This is a genomic window from Kitasatospora sp. NPDC005748, assembly GCF_040630735.1.
Taxonomy (GTDB): domain Bacteria; phylum Actinomycetota; class Actinomycetes; order Streptomycetales; family Streptomycetaceae; genus Kitasatospora.
In genome coordinates this window covers 135,343-150,088 of the sequence record NZ_JBEXYD010000002.1, presented here as the reverse complement: position 1 = coordinate 150,088, position 14,746 = coordinate 135,343, and the positions used below count along the sequence as shown (strand labels likewise).

Genomic DNA, 14,746 nt, shown 5'->3' with positions numbered 1-14,746 from the left:
CGGGCCGGCACCCGGCGGCGGGGTCAGTCGGAGGACGGCGAGGTGGACGGCGCCGAGGTCCCGGTCGGGGTGGGCGCCACGACGGCCTGCGGCACCGTGCGGTAGACCGTGCCCGAGCAGGCCCCCGGCAGGACGACGGAGGCGGCGCTCGGGCTGCCCGGCGCCGGGGTGTGCGCGAGGGTGACGCCGGCCGGCGGCGCGGTGGGGCCGGAGGTCGGGGTGGCCGAGGGGCTCGGCGCCGTGGTCGGGCCCGCCGTCGGGGTGGCGGATGCCGGGGGCGCCCCGGTCGGTGCCGCCGAGGCTCCGATCGCCGGGGCGACGGCGCCCGTGCCGGAGCCCGCGGCCGAGCCGCCCGGTCCGCCGGACCGCAACGCCTGGGCGCCGCCCGAACCGGAGCTGCCCGGACCGCTCTGGCCGGCCGTCGCACTGGGCGAGACGCCGCCCGCGGTCCGGCAGCCGCCGCCGTCCGGCACCCAGCCGAAGTCCACCCGGTAGGCGGCCTGCGGTGCAAGGAGCAGCCCGGGGCCGTCGCCGCCGCCCGGTCGCGGGGCGGGCAGGTCGGTCGCCGGATCGTCCGCCGTGTGGTCGGTCACCCGGATCCGGGACTGGTCCGTCCCGGTGGCACCGGTCACCGCGACCGAGCCCGGCCCGCCGAGCCGGCAGGTGTGCGCGGAGGTGTTGACCACCGTGAAGTACCCGTAGATCCGCCCGTCCCCGTCGGCCGCGCCGACCCTGGCCGTCCCCTGCCCGAGGTCGCCCCGGAGACAGAGCGGTACGGGCGCGTCGTCGCCCCCGCCGGTGCTGGAGGCGCTGGGCCGGGCGGACGCGCCCGCCCCGGCGTCGGCGCTGCTGGCTCCCGGGCGCGGCGGGGTGCTCGCCGAGCCGGACGGGCTGCCGGCGCCCGGTGAACCACTGGCCTCGGGGTGCGGCAGCGCGTTCGGGCCCGCGGCGTCGGTGCCGGCCGTACCCTCGACGGTGGCCGAGGGCGTCGCGCCGGACGCGCCGGGGGTGCCGGGGCCGCCGGAGAGTCCGAGGTGGTCGTCGTCGTGCAGGGCCGGCAGGCCGATCGCCACCGCGACGGCCAGTGCGGCGGCCGCGGTCCAGGCGCCGCGCCGGGCGGCCCGCCGCCGGGGTACCGCGCGGCGGATCCGGTGCAGTCCGGCGGGGTCGGGCTGCACCTCGGCCACGGCGCGCTGCAGCAGCACGCGGACCAGCAGCTCGTCGGTGTCGAGCCCGTCGGTGGGCGGCCCGTCGGGCTTCGGGGCGAGCGCGTCGGGGCCCAGCGCCTTCGGACCGAATGCGTCAGGACCGGGTGCGTCAGGACCGGGTGCGTCAGGACCGGGCGTCGGGCCGAGCGTCTTCGGACCGGGCGCCTTCGGCCCGCGCATGTCAGGACCGTCCGCTCTCGGGCCCTGCGCCGTCGGGCCGTTCCCGTCCGGGCCACCGCCCGTACCGATCCGGTCGTCAGCCATGCCCGGCCTCCATCTGGACCCGCAGCGCGGCGATCCCTCGCGAGCCGTAGGCCTTCACCGAGCCGAGCGAGATGCCCAAGGTATCCGCGACCTGTGCCTCCGTCATGTCCACGAAGTAACGGAGCACCAGAACCTCCCGCTGACGACGTTGCAGACCACGCAGCGCGGCCTTCAACTGGTCGCGCTCCAGCGCATCGTAGGCTCCTTCTTCTGCACTGGCCATGTCAGGCATCGGCTTCGGCAGCAGCCGCAGGCCGAGGATCCGCCGTCGCAGCGTGGAGCGGGACAGGTTGACCACGGTCTGCCGCAGGTAGGCGAGCGTCTTCTCCGGCTCGCGTACCCGGCGGCGTGCCGAATGCACCCGGATGAACGCCTCCTGGACCACATCCTCGCAGGTCGAGAGGTCGTCGAGGAGCAGCGCCGCCAGCCGCAACAGGGAGCGGTAGTGGGCCTGGTACGTCTCGGTGAGCAGGTCCTCGCTGGTACCCGCGCCGGTACCGGCGCCGGAGCCCGCCGTGCCGGGTGCGACCGCCGTCATCTGGCTGTCTTCCGGCCTATCCGCAGGCCGCTGGGCACGCGGCGAGAACGTCACCACGGCCGCTGCCGAGATGCCCGCCCCTGCCCCCACCATCACGTTCGCCACGCCCGTTGGACACTCGATCCCCTGTCATGGTTGCCCCAGCCCACGGAACATTCTCGCGTACGGGCGGCGGCCCGCTCCAGGGGATTCCGGCGGATTGGGCAAGTGATCTCCGAAGGACCGCAGAAGGCGCACGGAATCTCACGACGTCTCACGGTTCTCGCCGCTTTCGGAGCCCGTCCGGTCCCGCCCCAGTCCCGCTCCGACCCTTGGAGCCTTACGGAGGCACACGATCCATTCCCGTCCCCGGCCCCTACCGGTCTCACGGTCGGTTCCGTTCCGACGGTTCATCCGGCCCCCGCGTCGTCCGGCGTCACCCGCCTCCACCCGGCCGTCCGGGGCCTCGCGGCCCCGCCCCGGCCCACGGCGCGTCAGACGAGGAGTTCGCCCGCCACCAGCTCGGCGATCTGCAGGGCGTTGAGCGCCGCGCCCTTGCGCAGGTTGTCACCGCAGAGGAACAGGTCCAGCGCCGCCGGATCGTCCAGCGCCCGCCGCACCCGCCCGACCCAGACCGGATCGGTGCCGACCACGTCGTTCGGAGTGGGGAACTCCCCGGCCGCCGGGTCGTCGTACAGCACCACGCCGGGGGCGTCCCGGAGGATCTGCTGCGCGTGCTCCTGGGTGACCTCGCGCTCGAAGACCGCGTGCACGGCCAGCGCGTGGGTGCGCACCACCGGGATGCGGACGCAGGTCGCGGAGACCCGCAGGGCCGGCAGGCCGAGGATCTTGCGCGACTCGTCGCGGAGCTTCAGCTCCTCGGACGACCAGCCGCCGTCCATCAGCGCGCCCGCCCAGGGCACCGCGTTGAACGCCAGCGGGGCGGCGAACGGGCCGTTGTCGGCGATCACGGCACGCAGGTCGCCGGTCTGCTCGCCGACCTCGGTGCCCGCCACCAGCGCGACCTGGGCGCGCAGCGCGTCCACCCCGGAGCGGCCCTCGCCGGAGGCCGCCTGGTAGGAGGCGACCACCAGTTCGCTGAGCCCGTACTCGGCGTGCAGCGCGCCGATCGCGGCGATCATCGCCAATGTGGAGCAGTTGGGACCGGCCACGATGCCGCGCGGCCGCATCCGGGCCGCCGCCGCGTTGACCTCGGGGACGACCAGCGGGACGTCCCCGTCCATCCGGAACGCGCCGGAGTTGTCGACCACCACCACGCCCTTGGCGGCGGCGATCGGCGCCCACCGGGCGGAGACCTCGTCGGGCACGTCGAACAGCGCGACGTCGATCCCCTCGAAGGCCTCCTCGGTGAGCGGGAGCACCTCGACGGACTCCCCGCGCACGGTCAGCTTGCGGCCGGCCGAGCGCGGGGAGGCGACGAGGCGCACCTCGCCCCAGATGTCCTGGCGGAGGGAGAGCAGGCCGAGCAGCACCTCGCCGACCGCGCCGGTGGCGCCGACGACGGCGAGGTTCGGCCGGCGGGTCATCGCCCGGTGCCTCCGTAGACGACCGCCTCGTCCGACTCGCTGTCCAGCCCGAAGGCGCTGTGGACGGCGCGCACGGCCTCGTTGACGTCGTCGGCCCGGGTGACGACCGAGATGCGGATCTCCGAGGTGGAGATCAGCTCGATGTTGACGCCGGCCTCGGAGAGCGCCTCGAAGAAGGTCGCGGTGACCCCCGGGTTGGAGCGCATGCCGGCGCCGACCAGGGAGATCTTGCCGATCGCGTCGTCGTAGCGCAGCGACTCGTAGCCGATGCCCTCCTTGACCCGGCCGAGCGCGTCGATGGCCTTCTGGCCCTCGGTCTTCGGCAGCGTGAAGGAGATGTCGGTCAGCCCGGTCGCGGCGGCCGAGACGTTCTGCACCACCATGTCGATGTTGACCTCGGCGTCGGCGATGGCGCGGAAGATGCGCGCCGCCTCGCCCGGCTTGTCCGGCACGCCGACGACCGTGACCTTGGCCTCGGAAGTGTCGTGGGCGACTCCGGAGATGATGGCCTGCTCCATCTCGCCCCCTTCGGGCTGGTTCGGGTTGTCGTTGCTGACGATCGTCCCGGGAAGACCCGAGAAGGACGAGCGTACGTGAATCGGGATGTTGTAGCGCCGGGCGTACTCCACGCAGCGGTCGAGCAGCACCTTGGAGCCGGACGAGGCCAGCTCCAGCATGTCCTCGTAGGCGATCCAGTCGATCTTGCGGGCCTTCTTCACCACGCGCGGGTCGGCGGTGAACACGCCGTCCACGTCGGTGTAGATCTCGCAGACCTCGGCCCGGAGGGCCGCGGCGAGGGCGACGGCGGTGGTGTCCGAGCCGCCGCGACCGAGCGTGGTGATGTCCTTGCCGGTCTGCGAGACGCCCTGGAAACCGGCCACGATCGCGATGTTGCCCTCGTCCAGGGCGGTGCGGATGCGGCCCGGCGTCACGTCGATGATGCGCGCCTTGTTGTGGACGGAGTCGGTGATGACACCGGCCTGGCTGCCCGTGAAGGACTGGGCCTCGTGACCCAGGGATTTGATCGCCATGGCCAGCAGCGCCATGGAGATGCGCTCTCCAGCGGTCAGCAGCATGTCGAACTCACGGCCGGCAGGGAGGGGTGACACCTGCTCCGCGAGTTCGATGAGCTCGTCCGTCGTGTCGCCCATCGCGGACACCACGACGACGACCTCATGGCCGGCCTTCTTGGCGTCAACGATTCGACGGGCCACGCGCTTGATGCCTTCGGCATCCGCAACGGATGAGCCGCCGTACTTCTGCACGACAAGGCCCACGTGCGCTCCTCGACTTGTGTCGTTTCCGGGGGCTCTGGGCCCCCGCACCCCCGGGTGGCGGGGGTTGTGCGGTCCGCGCCAGTCTACCGAGCGGGGGTGCCGCGACTGCCGCTTTCCATATGATGAGACGCCCGTTTCAGCAGGTGGGCGGCGGTTCGGGGGTGGCGACCGGCAGGTCTGCGGGCTTTCCGGTGCGGCTCCGGAGAATCGGCGGACGAACGGACGGCGGCCCCGGGGTTTTCCCTTCCACCGGAATCCCTGAGGCGTCCGTCACAGTCCGTTCCCCGCCCGTTCCCCGCCCGTTCCCCGCCTCCGGGGCTGCCCGTCACCGTGCCGCCTGTGCTGCCTGTGCCGCCCGCACTGCTCGTGCCGCCCGTCGTACGGCGGCCCGGTCTGCTACCGGCCCAGGCCCAGCTCGGCCGCCATCAGGTCGCCGGCCTGCTGCTCCAGCTGCTCGTCGGTGAGCCCGTCGTCGTCGGTGTCCGCCCCGTCCGGCACCGCCCCGATCGGGCTGTCCAGCCGGACGTGGGCGATCAGCGACTGCAGCGCCCGCAGCACCGCCGAGCAGGTCGTGCCCCAGTTGGAGAGGTACGAGAACTGCCACCACCAGAGCGCCTCGCTGACCCGCCCCTCGCGGTAGTGGGTGAGCCCGTGCTGGAGCTCGCTGACCACGCCGGCCAGGTCGTCCGAGATCCGGAAGGCGTTCGGCTTCTCCGGCGGCCCGTACGGGTCGAAGACCTCGTGGTAGACGTCGATCGGCGCGAGGAGCACGGCCAGCCGCTCGCGCAGCTGCTCGCTGTCCGGCTCCGGACCGGTGTCGGGCTCGAAGCGGTCCTCCGGGACGACGTCCTCGATCGCGCCGAGCCGACCGCCGGCCAGCAGCAGCTGCGAGACCTCCAGGAGGAGCAGCGAGACGGCGCTGCCGGGCTCGTCGCCCTTGGCGACCTCGGTGACGGCGAGCACGAAGCTCTCCACCGAGTCCGCGATCTGCACCGCGAAGTCGTCCGGCTCCGAGCCGTGCGCATGGACGTGCGGGGCGGGCCGGTCCTGCTGCGGGCCTGCCTGGTGGGGCGTGTGGGGCTGCTGGTTGATCGTCCGGTCAGACATCGAGCAGTCGTCTCCCTTCGAAGGCGCGGCCGAGGGTCACTTCGTCCGCGTACTCCAGATCCCCGCCGACGGGCAGACCGCTCGCCAGCCGGGTCACCTTCAGGCCCATCGGCTTGCAGAGCCGGGCCAGATAGGTGGCGGTCGCCTCCCCCTCCAGGTTGGGGTCGGTGGCCAGGATCAGCTCGGTGACCGTGCCGTCCGCGAGGCGCGCCAGCAGCTCGCGGATCCGCAGGTCGTCCGGGCCGACGCCCTCGATCGGGCTGATCGCGCCGCCCAGTACGTGGTACCGGCCGCGGAACTCGCGGGTGCGCTCGATCGCGACGACGTCCTTGGGCTCCTCGACCACGCAGATCACCGCGAGGTCGCGGCGCGGGTCGAGACAGACCCGGCACTGCTCGGCCTCCGCGACATTGCCGCAGGTCGCGCAGAACCGGACCTTGTCCTTGACCTCCAGCAACGAGTGCGCCAGCCGGCGGACGTCGGTGGGGTCTGCCTGCAGGATGTGGAAGGCGATCCGCTGCGCGCTCTTGGGCCCGACGCCGGGCAGCCTGCCCAGTTCGTCGATCAGGTCCTGAACCACGCCCTCGTACACGTCGCGCCTTCCCTCAGGGGTCTGTGGTGCACCGGTTGCCCGATGTCCCGGTGCCATCATCCAACGAATCGGGCGCCGGGCACACCGCCCGACGCCCTACTCCCGCATAAATCACACAGGTCTGTTATCCGAACTTCAGACCTTCATGACTTCGGTCTTTCCGCCCCGATTCGGCCATCCGACCAGGTCAGAACGGCAGACCGGGGATTCCGCCGCCGCCCAAGCCCTGGGTCAGCGGGCCCATCCGCTCGGCCTGCAGCTTCTGCGCCGCCTGGTTGGCGTCCCGGACGGCCGCGAGGATCAGGTCGGCCAGGGTCTCGGTGTCCTCCGGGTCGACGGCGGCCGGCGCGATGGCCAGGGCCACCAGCTCACCGGCACCGGTCACGGTGGCCTCGACCAGGCCACCGCCCGCCGAACCGTTCACCTTCGTCTCGGCCAGCTCCTGCTGCGCCTGGGCGAGGTCCTGCTGCATCTTCTGCGCCTGCTTGAGCAGCTGCTGCATGTTGGGCTGGCCACCACCGGGGAACACGGCTCACTCCTTGCGTTCTGCGTCCGTCGTGCTTCGCTTCGTCCTGGCACGCCTGCGCCGACCGCGCCGCCGGCCGTGCCGGCCCGGCGTCGCGCGGACGTCGCCGCGTCGTCGCACCGAGCCTACGTGCTACCGGTGCCGGGCGTCCGATCGGTCACCGGCCTGGTCCCGCTCGGGCCGCGGACTCGCCGGCCGCCCCTGCCGGCGCGCCGCCCACCCGCCGGTCAGTTCCCGCCGTGGCGGATCTCCTGCAGCACCGTCGCGCCCAGCTCGCGGATGATCAGCTCCTGGCCGGAGAACGTCTCCTCCTTGAGCTCCGGGTCGTCCTCCTCCGGGATGTCGTCCTCCAGCGCGACCGACTGCGCCGGGCGCCCGGCCGGCGGAGCCGACGGGGCCTGCACCGGCGGAGGTACCGGCGCGGGCGGCATCGCGGGGGGCGTGGCCATCGGCGCGGGCGCCGGTACGGGCGCCGGGGCGGCGGCCTGAACCGCAGGCGCGGGCGCCGCCGGACGCGCCGGTGGGGCGCCCCAGCCGCCGGTGGAACCACCGGGGCTGCCCGGATTGCCGGAGCCGCTGCCGCCGGGATTCCCGCCCCCGGCGCCGCCGGTCCCGCCGGAGCCGCCCGACGGGTCGATGATGCACTCGATCCGCCAGTCCACACCGAGCGCGTCCGCCAGCGCCTGGCGCAGTACGTCGTCGCTGTTGCTGCTGACGAAGCTGTCCCGCGCGCCCGCGTTGATGAAGGACACCTGGAGCACGCTGCCGTCGAACCCGGCCACCTGGCCGTTCTGGCTGAGCAGGATCCAGGTGAAGCGGCGGCGGTTCTTCACCGCCTCCAGGATCTGCGGCCACATCTGCCGGACTTGCCCGGCCCCCTGCTGGGCGGCGCCCGACGGCTGCCCGCCGCCGGCCGCGGCGGCCGGAGCGGGGGCGGGCGCGGCCACCGGGGCGGCCTGGACGGGCGCGGGAGCCTGCTGCACGGGCGGCGCCGCCACCGGGGCGGGCGCACCCCCGCCCGGGGAGAAGCTGCGCGGGATCGGCCACGCACCCGGCGCGGGCGCTGCCGGGGCCTCCTGCGCCGGGGCCGCGGGCGCTGCCGGCGCCTGCACCGGGACGGCCTCCGCCTGGGGGGCCTGTACGGCGGGAGCCTGCAGGGCAGGCGCGTGCATCACAGGGGTCTGCGCCGGGGTCTGCATGGCGGGAGCCTGCATAGGGGCCGCGAAGCCCCCGGTGGCCGCCCGGCGCTCCAGCTTGTCCAGCCGCGCCTGCAACGACAGCTCGTCGCTGTACGCGCCCGGCAGCATCACCCGGGCGCAGATCAGCTCCAGCTGCAGCCGGGGCGCCGCGTTCCCGCGCATCTCGGTCAGCCCGGTGTTGACGATGTCCGCGGCCCGGCTGAGCTCGGCCGCGCCGAACGCGTCCGCCTGCGCCTGCATCACCGCGACCCGGTCCGCCGGGGCGTCGATCAGCCCCTTCTCCCCGGCGTCCGGCACCGTGGCCAGGATCACCAGGTCCCGGAGCCGCTCCAGCAGGTCCGTCACGAACCGGCGCGGATCGTGCCCGCCCTCGACCACCCGGTCGATCACCTGGAACACCGTCGCGCCGTCCTGCCCCGCGAAGGCGTCCACCACCTCGTCCAGCAGCGCGGAGTCCGTGTACCCGAGCAGCGCGGTGGCCATCTGGTAGGTCACACCGCCCTCGGTCGCACCCGCGAGCAGCTGGTCCATCACCGACATCGAGTCACGCACCGACCCGGCCCCGGCCCGGACCACCAGCGGGAAGACGGAGTCCTCCACCTGGATCTGCTCCCGGCCGCAGACCTCCGCCAGGTAGTCGCGCAGCGTGCCGGGCGGCACCAGCCGGAACGGGTAGTGGTGCGTCCGGGAGCGGATCGTCCCGATCACCTTCTCCGGCTCCGTGGTCGCGAAGATGAACTTGAGGTGCTCCGGCGGCTCCTCCACCACCTTCAGCAGCGCGTTGAAGCCGGCCGAGGTCACCATGTGCGCCTCGTCCAGGATGAAGATCTTGTACCTGCTGTGCACCGGCGCGAAGAACGCGCGCTCCCGCAGCTCACGGGCATCGTCCACACCACCGTGCGAGGCGGCGTCGATCTCGATGACGTCGATCGAACCGGGCCCGCCCGTTGCCAGGTCACGGCAGGACTGGCACTCACCGCACGGCGTCGGCGTCGGCCCCTGCGCGCAGTTCAGGCAGCGGGCCAGGATGCGCGCGCTCGTCGTCTTCCCGCAACCGCGCGGGCCGCTGAACAGGTAGGCGTGGTTGACCCTGTTGTTGCGCAGGGCCTGCTGGAGCGGAGCGGTCACGTGCTCCTGCCCGATGACCTCGGCGAAAGTCTCGGGGCGATAGCGGCGGTACAGGGCTAGGGACACACCACCGACGATATCGGGACGAGCCGACAAACGCGTCGCCCCTCAACGGCCCCCGCCCGCCCCCGGGAACGCAAAGACCCCCCGCGCACCCGCCAGAGCCCTCCTACCCTTGCTGCCTTCCGGCCCTGGGGGGGTTCAGAGAGATAACGCCACACGAGGGGCTGACACCCACAGTACCGGATCCCGGCCCCCGTCCTCCACCACCCACCCTCCCCACCCCCGCTCCGCGATCCGCAGGCCACACCCCCGGACCACCCTCGACATACGTGGTCGCAACCACCCCCGAACATGTACTAAGCTCTCCCACGGAGGATTCGCCTAGAGGCCTAGGGCGCACGCTTGGAAAGCGTGTTGGGGGCAACCCCTCACGAGTTCGAATCTCGTATCCTCCGCACCCGCCCGCCAGGGCAAACGAAAGGCCCCGACCGGGTTCCGGTCGGGGCCTTCTTCGTGCCCTGGTCTCAGTTCAGGCGAAGAACTGCCACGCTCAGAGCAGGTCCTCAAGGCGACGAGCGAGCTGGGCGATCCCATCCGCATCAGGCTTCTCGTCGATCCTGCGCATCAGCTCCTTGGCCAGGCGCAAGTGCTCCAGCAGGGACTCGACCTCGAACGGAGGCGCCTGGCCCGTCGCGATCCAGTTCTCCACCAGCGCGATCAGTCCGTTCTGCGGCGCCATCACGAAGCTGGCCGGCCTGTCGAGGATCGTTTGACCTTCGGTGTCCGCGTTGAAGTCCGCGAACGCCTGCTGAAGCGTGTCCTGGGTCCGTCGCGCCCCAAAGTCGAGGGCGTTCTGGCCTCCCCGGATGTCATCGAGAAGCAGGCGTGCGAGACCGCCGACGTCATCCGAACGCTCGGTTTGCCGGACCAGCCAGTCCTGCCAGCTGACACCGTCGGGGATGGGGACTATCGATTCCATGAGGCTCCTGGGGAATCGTGGTGATGGTAGTGGGCGGTCACCCTAGCCTCAGATCAGGCAGTAGACACCCAAGCTGTCACTGGACTCACCGGTTCACCAGAAGGGCGAGTACGCCGTACGTCAGGTGTCATCGCGCTCGCGAAGTGCATCTGCCACCGATCTGATCTCACGCGGGATGTTCCCCAACACCTTGGCGTGGTCGGCGATCTTCGCCAGGGAGGCTTCGATCGTTCCGCTCTCGATTGCCGACGCATCGATGGCGTCCAGGTCGATGTCGTAGGTCAGAGGCTCCATGGGCCCGAAGGGCCCGGCCGCCGTAACCGTCACGGTGTACTGCCGTGGAAGGCTCGAATTTTCGAACAGGCGCGGCCCGAAAGCGAAGTGCCACTCGATGTGCCGTTGGGGAGGGAGGGCAGGGATCTTGCGTGCCACGACCCTGGCCAGTCTTTGATCCCATTCCTCCGATTCTCCGCCTTGAAGCGGCGGTGAGACAGTGAACTGCACGTCCCGAGCAAGGGAGGGGCCTACGTTCTCGATTCGGAACATGAGCAGGCCCGAACCCCCGCGTTGGGGGACGATGTCCGCCATCACGCATGGCTCCGAACCCTCTCGGCGAATCTGCTGAGCAAGCTGAAGCTGTGCAGCGGCCACACGAGTCTGGTTTCGGCTGTAGAGAACAGCCACGACGCTGACTAGCACGGCAACAGCCGAAAGTGCGAGCGTGAGAATCTCAGTCACAGCACCCAAGCCTAAGATCCGCGTCGGACAACCACGGTTGCGCCGGGTCCTGTTCTGGTAGGACCCGGCACACCGTCACACGTCAGCTGCTGTCAGTCGGCCCCGTTGGCTCGCCATCACCCCACAGAGCCGCGCCGATCTTCCTACTGACGTCGTTCAGCATCGGCTCGGTGACGTGCTGGTAGCGCTGGGCCATCGAGGTCGAGGACCAGCCCATGATCGCCGTCACGATCTGTTCCGGCACGCCGAGCAGGAGGAGAACGGTCGAGGCGGTGTGGCGGGCGTCGTGGAGGCGGCTGTCGCGGATGCTGGCCTCGCGCAGGAGCCGCTTCCAGCGGTGGTAGTCGGTGCTGGGGTTGAGCGGTGCTCCGGTCCCCGAGGTGAAGACGTAGCCCTTGTCCGCCCAAAGGTCGCGGGCGAGGGCCCGCTCGGGGTCCTGCTCCTCTTTGTGTAGCCGGAAGATCACGACGAGCTGCTCGGGCAGCGGCACCGCGCGTCGCGCCTCTGCCATCGTCCAGCCAGCTGAGCCGAGCGCCCCGGCGATCGTCCTGCTGAACCCCCGCATCACCGACCACGCCAGTGAAACGGACGAGCAGTTCGAAGGCTGCCTCTCCTTCTTCGACGTCCGTGGCATGGTCCCCCGCCCGCTGCGGATTACCGTGGAGGCCACCAACCTGGACGGTCAACCGGTCACCACCACCTACGAACGCGGACTCGCCCGCCTGATCCACCACGAGATCGACCACCTCGACGGCCTGCTCTACACCGCCCGAAATGCCAACCGGCGTCAGCCCCATCCCTGTCGAGGAGTACCGACAGACTGGGCGGGCGTGGGTCTACAACCAATGACAATCTGCGCACGCCACCCCGGATGGTCACCCGGCGGGCGGGGGAACACAGCGGCCTCAGCCACGGCTCTCGCGCCCGATCTTCAGCAAGACCGCAGTCGGCTCAGAGCGTCAACTCCGATAGCGGCTCACGGCCTCACTCCCAGCAACTAGCGCGAGAGCATCCACTCCGTACCAAATGATTCGAAGGACGCTTTATGGGCTGACCTGTAATCCTGCCGGATCCGTCGCTCAACGCGTGACATACAGTCCCCAGTGAACAGCCCCGGCCACCAGCCGACATCTGCGGGAACCACTGGCGCCCAACTCGTCGACGCGCTAAGGTCCTAGCACCTTTCGATGCCTCCTCGTCTTGATCAACTTGGCGGGGGTGAGCGAGCGGAGAGCATCTTGAATAAAGCCATAATTATTGGTATCGATAGCTACCCGGACGCGCCACTCTACGGCTGCGTGAATGATGCGAAAGATGTGGCCTCCTGCCTTTCCCTGGAGCAGTACGACTTCGACAGCACTGTACTGCTTAACAGCCAAGCAACTCGGAGTAACATCTTGCGAGAGCTGTCGAAACTCGCCTACGGTGCCGAGGATCAGGACAAAGGAAACACGCTACTCCTGTACTTCGCCGGCCACGGCCAAGTCATAGGCCAGGCTGGACACCTTGTTACCTATGATGCACAGGACTTCGATCCAGGTATTTCTCTGGCCCATCTCGCGCAACTCATGGAGTCCGCGAGCATGGTCTACGACCACGTCATATCTATTCTCGACTGCTGCCACTCCGGCTCCGCATTCACGTGGTCCAATAGCCGACCATTGGCTCCGTCAGACGTCGAACGCGAGGTGCCGGCAGTTAATGAAAGTCGCTGCATCCTCGCCGCATGTCGCCCCGAAGAAACCGCAAAAGAGATCGACCAGCGCGGAGTCTTCACCGACACACTTACCGACGCCCTCCTGGGCGCGGCAGTGAACTGGGACGGCGAAGTCACTCTGATGGGCATATACGAGTATGTGGTCAGTGCTATTCCCGGAGAAATGCAGACCCCGGTTTTCAAGGGAGACATCGCTGGCACGGTAATCCTGGGCAAGGGCTTCGAGCCTCGCCAGGGACGGCCAATCGAGCGGAGTGAGCGCTCACGTGTCATGTCAAAGGCGCAGACATTAGTTGATCAGTATTACTACCTGCAGCTTCGGGAGCTCACTGATCGCGGCGTCCGACTCGACAGGGGGGCGAGGCAATGTGCATTGGAGCTCGAATCGGTGGTGGCATGGTTCGAGTCGACCGAGAGGGAGCTGCCGGACGTTCGCCGGGACCCGGATTGGGTTGACCTTAGCCGACGGGTGCGCGAGTTTCGCAAGAACTTGTCCGAGGTAAGCGTGGGTGAAGAAACGCGATTCGGGCGGATCGCACGGCATATCGGCCACGGCGGCTACGGGCACGTGTGGGAAGTCCAGAACACCGATGGCCGGGTGTTGGCCCTGAAGATTTTCCACGGAAACGAACTAGACGATGCAGTAAAAGTCCAGCGCTTTACTAATGGCTACCTCAACATGAGGAAACTGGAGCATCCTCACATTGTTCGCGTCCACGAAGTAATGGTTGCGCCGTTCGGGTTTGCTATGGACTTGATACCTGGCGATAATCTTCGAAGGACCTATATTGATCGAGATGGGGACGCCGCCGTCGCGGTACGCCTAATGATCGACATATGCGAGACTGTCCAGCATGCTCACTCAAAGAAGGTTCGGCATCGCGACATCAAACCAGAGAATATCGTCATTTCCATGGGTTCAGACGGGCAGCTTGAGCCCTACCTGACCGACTTCGACCTCGCCTATCACGAGACCAATAGGACGGTTACCACAAATCTTGGAGTCGGCGGCGTAATTAACTATGCGGCACCCGAGCAGCTTTACGAGCCAAACGCCAGGTCCGCACGGAGCGAGACCGTCGATGTCTTCAGCCTGGCTCAACTCATGTTCTTCCTCGTGACCGGTAGGGATCCGAATGCAGAGAACTTCGCAAAGAATCAAGAAGTTCTTCAACGCAAGCTAGCCAGTTGGGTTGATGACCGCGCCTCTGAAGCGCTCATGGAATTGTATAAGCAGGCAACCTCAAAGGCGCCCGACGATCGACCACAGACGGTAGTGGATTTTGTCGCACCCCTACGCGCCGCTGAGGCGATCATTCAGATCGCGAGCGGGACCGAGGACGTCGAAGAAGACGACCTGTGCCGCCGTATCGGGCAGCTCTACGCGGGCATGGGCAGATATGACTCGACCGGCGGCCAGGTCCGCATGAACAGCGCCTCTGGACAGGTGGAGGTGATCGCGCGTCTCAAGGGCAGCCCGAACAAGCTGGCCGCGACGGTCGAGGTCGAGTTCTCAGTGATGGGCAGCCTCCCCGTTGCGTCCCTCAAGTCGGGAAAGGCCGCGAGAGACTCGATAAACGCACGGCTCGACCGAGCCCTGCAGAAGAGGTACGGCAACGCCGTGAAGCGACATCCTGGCAGCAAGGGCGCCTACCAAGTCTTTGTGACGATCTCAGGCGTCCGGTTCAACGTCGAAGGGATCACCCAGGTCTGCGATGTGATCACCACGACTGTGGCGAGCATCGAAGGGTCCTGAAGAGCGCATCACTCGGACCGGCAGCACCGTAAGACGTGTGTCGGACGAGATTCGACCCCGCACGTGGATGCTCGACGCTCTAGGGGCAAGGGGCCGAATTTTATCCGTGGAAGTCTCGCGGTCGAACGTCGGTCACATACCTCCTATATGCGAACCGGGCCAGCACAGCGTTGAGAAATCGATCCTGG

13 protein-coding genes, 1 tRNA gene and 1 other RNA gene are annotated in these 14,746 nt (G+C 69.3%); 3 read left to right on the top strand and 12 right to left on the bottom strand.

Annotated features, from left to right (window positions below):
- Window positions 1-23: 23 nt before the first annotated feature.
- The 9 genes from ABZ495_RS02105 to ffs all read right to left on the bottom strand — a co-directional run bounded on the left by ABZ495_RS02105 (window position 24) and on the right by ffs (window position 9,594).
- The gene (locus ABZ495_RS02105) at window positions 24-1,472 is read right to left on the bottom strand and encodes a hypothetical protein (protein WP_359833987.1); all 1,449 of its coding nucleotides are present in this window, start codon (window positions 1,470-1,472) and stop codon (window positions 24-26) included.
- Complete coding sequence (locus ABZ495_RS02100; protein ID WP_329492163.1) at window positions 1,465-2,010, bottom strand: SigE family RNA polymerase sigma factor; 546 nt, start codon at window positions 2,008-2,010, stop codon at window positions 1,465-1,467. Before ABZ495_RS02100 ends, ABZ495_RS02105 begins: the two co-directional genes overlap by 8 nt.
- A 473-nt stretch (window positions 2,011-2,483) precedes the next feature.
- Window positions 2,484-3,536, bottom strand: coding sequence for an aspartate-semialdehyde dehydrogenase (locus ABZ495_RS02095; protein ID WP_359833985.1), 1,053 nt, complete (start codon window positions 3,534-3,536; stop codon window positions 2,484-2,486).
- On the bottom strand, window positions 3,533-4,813 hold the full coding sequence (locus ABZ495_RS02090) for an aspartate kinase (RefSeq protein WP_329488605.1): 1,281 nt from the start codon (window positions 4,811-4,813) through the stop codon (window positions 3,533-3,535). The genes ABZ495_RS02095 and ABZ495_RS02090 overlap by 4 nt, the downstream gene beginning before the upstream one ends.
- A gap of 396 nt (window positions 4,814-5,209) precedes the next feature.
- Window positions 5,210-5,920 carry a DUF5063 domain-containing protein gene (locus ABZ495_RS02085; RefSeq protein ID WP_329488607.1) on the bottom strand — a complete coding sequence of 237 codons (711 nt, stop codon included), beginning with the start codon at window positions 5,918-5,920 and terminating at the stop codon, window positions 5,210-5,212.
- Entirely contained in the window at window positions 5,913-6,512 is a 600-nt protein-coding gene (gene recR, locus ABZ495_RS02080; RefSeq protein WP_329488609.1) for a recombination mediator RecR, read from the bottom strand. The genes ABZ495_RS02085 and recR overlap by 8 nt, the downstream gene beginning before the upstream one ends.
- A 187-nt stretch (window positions 6,513-6,699) precedes the next feature.
- The gene (locus tag ABZ495_RS02075; protein WP_329488611.1) at window positions 6,700-7,041 is read right to left on the bottom strand and encodes a YbaB/EbfC family nucleoid-associated protein; all 342 of its coding nucleotides are present in this window, start codon (window positions 7,039-7,041) and stop codon (window positions 6,700-6,702) included.
- A gap of 224 nt (window positions 7,042-7,265) precedes the next feature.
- On the bottom strand, window positions 7,266-9,431 hold the full coding sequence (locus ABZ495_RS02070) for a DNA polymerase III subunit gamma and tau (protein WP_359833984.1): 2,166 nt from the start codon (window positions 9,429-9,431) through the stop codon (window positions 7,266-7,268).
- A 72-nt stretch (window positions 9,432-9,503) separates the two neighbouring features.
- Window positions 9,504-9,594, bottom strand: an RNA gene (gene ffs, locus ABZ495_RS02065) — signal recognition particle sRNA small type.
- Window positions 9,595-9,738: 144 nt separating this feature from the next.
- On the opposite strand from ffs, the gene ABZ495_RS02060 reads away from it, so the two are divergent.
- Window positions 9,739-9,823: transfer RNA gene (locus tag ABZ495_RS02060), tRNA-Ser, on the top strand.
- A 95-nt stretch (window positions 9,824-9,918) separates the two neighbouring features.
- On the opposite strand, the gene ABZ495_RS02055 is transcribed toward ABZ495_RS02060, so the two are convergent.
- From ABZ495_RS02055 to ABZ495_RS02045, 3 genes are all read right to left on the bottom strand, one after another.
- Entirely contained in the window at window positions 9,919-10,347 is a 429-nt protein-coding gene (locus tag ABZ495_RS02055; protein ID WP_359833982.1) for a hypothetical protein, read from the bottom strand.
- A gap of 120 nt (window positions 10,348-10,467) precedes the next feature.
- A complete protein-coding gene (locus ABZ495_RS02050) occupies window positions 10,468-11,085 on the bottom strand; it encodes a hypothetical protein (RefSeq protein ID WP_359833980.1) in 618 nt (205 codons plus the stop codon).
- An 82-nt stretch (window positions 11,086-11,167) separates the two neighbouring features.
- Window positions 11,168-11,755, bottom strand: coding sequence for a tyrosine-type recombinase/integrase (locus ABZ495_RS02045; protein WP_359833978.1), 588 nt, complete (start codon window positions 11,753-11,755; stop codon window positions 11,168-11,170).
- On the opposite strand from ABZ495_RS02045, the gene ABZ495_RS02040 reads away from it, so the two are divergent.
- Together ABZ495_RS02040 and ABZ495_RS02035 are read left to right on the top strand one after the other, a co-directional pair.
- Window positions 11,637-12,086, top strand: a complete 450-nt coding sequence (locus tag ABZ495_RS02040; RefSeq protein ID WP_359834193.1) for a peptide deformylase — start codon at window positions 11,637-11,639, stop codon at window positions 12,084-12,086. The two genes, ABZ495_RS02045 and ABZ495_RS02040, sit on opposite strands and share 119 nt — an antisense overlap.
- 237 nt (window positions 12,087-12,323) lie before the next feature.
- Window positions 12,324-14,558, top strand: a complete 2,235-nt coding sequence (locus ABZ495_RS02035; protein ID WP_359833976.1) for a caspase family protein — start codon at window positions 12,324-12,326, stop codon at window positions 14,556-14,558.
- Window positions 14,559-14,746: the final 188 nt, after the last annotated feature.

Excerpts from the sequence above, each read along its gene's own strand:
- ABZ495_RS02105 (WP_359833987.1), bottom strand. The coding sequence starts at position 1,472 with ATGGCTGACGACCGGATCGGTACGGGCGGTGGCCCGGACGGGAACGGC.
- ABZ495_RS02100 (WP_329492163.1), bottom strand. The coding sequence starts at position 2,010 with ATGACGGCGGTCGCACCCGGCACGGCGGGCTCCGGCGCCGGTACCGGC.
- ABZ495_RS02095 (WP_359833985.1), bottom strand. The coding sequence starts at position 3,536 with ATGACCCGCCGGCCGAACCTCGCCGTCGTCGGCGCCACCGGCGCGGTC.
- ABZ495_RS02085 (WP_329488607.1), bottom strand. The coding sequence starts at position 5,920 with ATGTCTGACCGGACGATCAACCAGCAGCCCCACACGCCCCACCAGGCA.
- ABZ495_RS02055 (WP_359833982.1), bottom strand. The coding sequence starts at position 10,347 with ATGGAATCGATAGTCCCCATCCCCGACGGTGTCAGCTGGCAGGACTGG.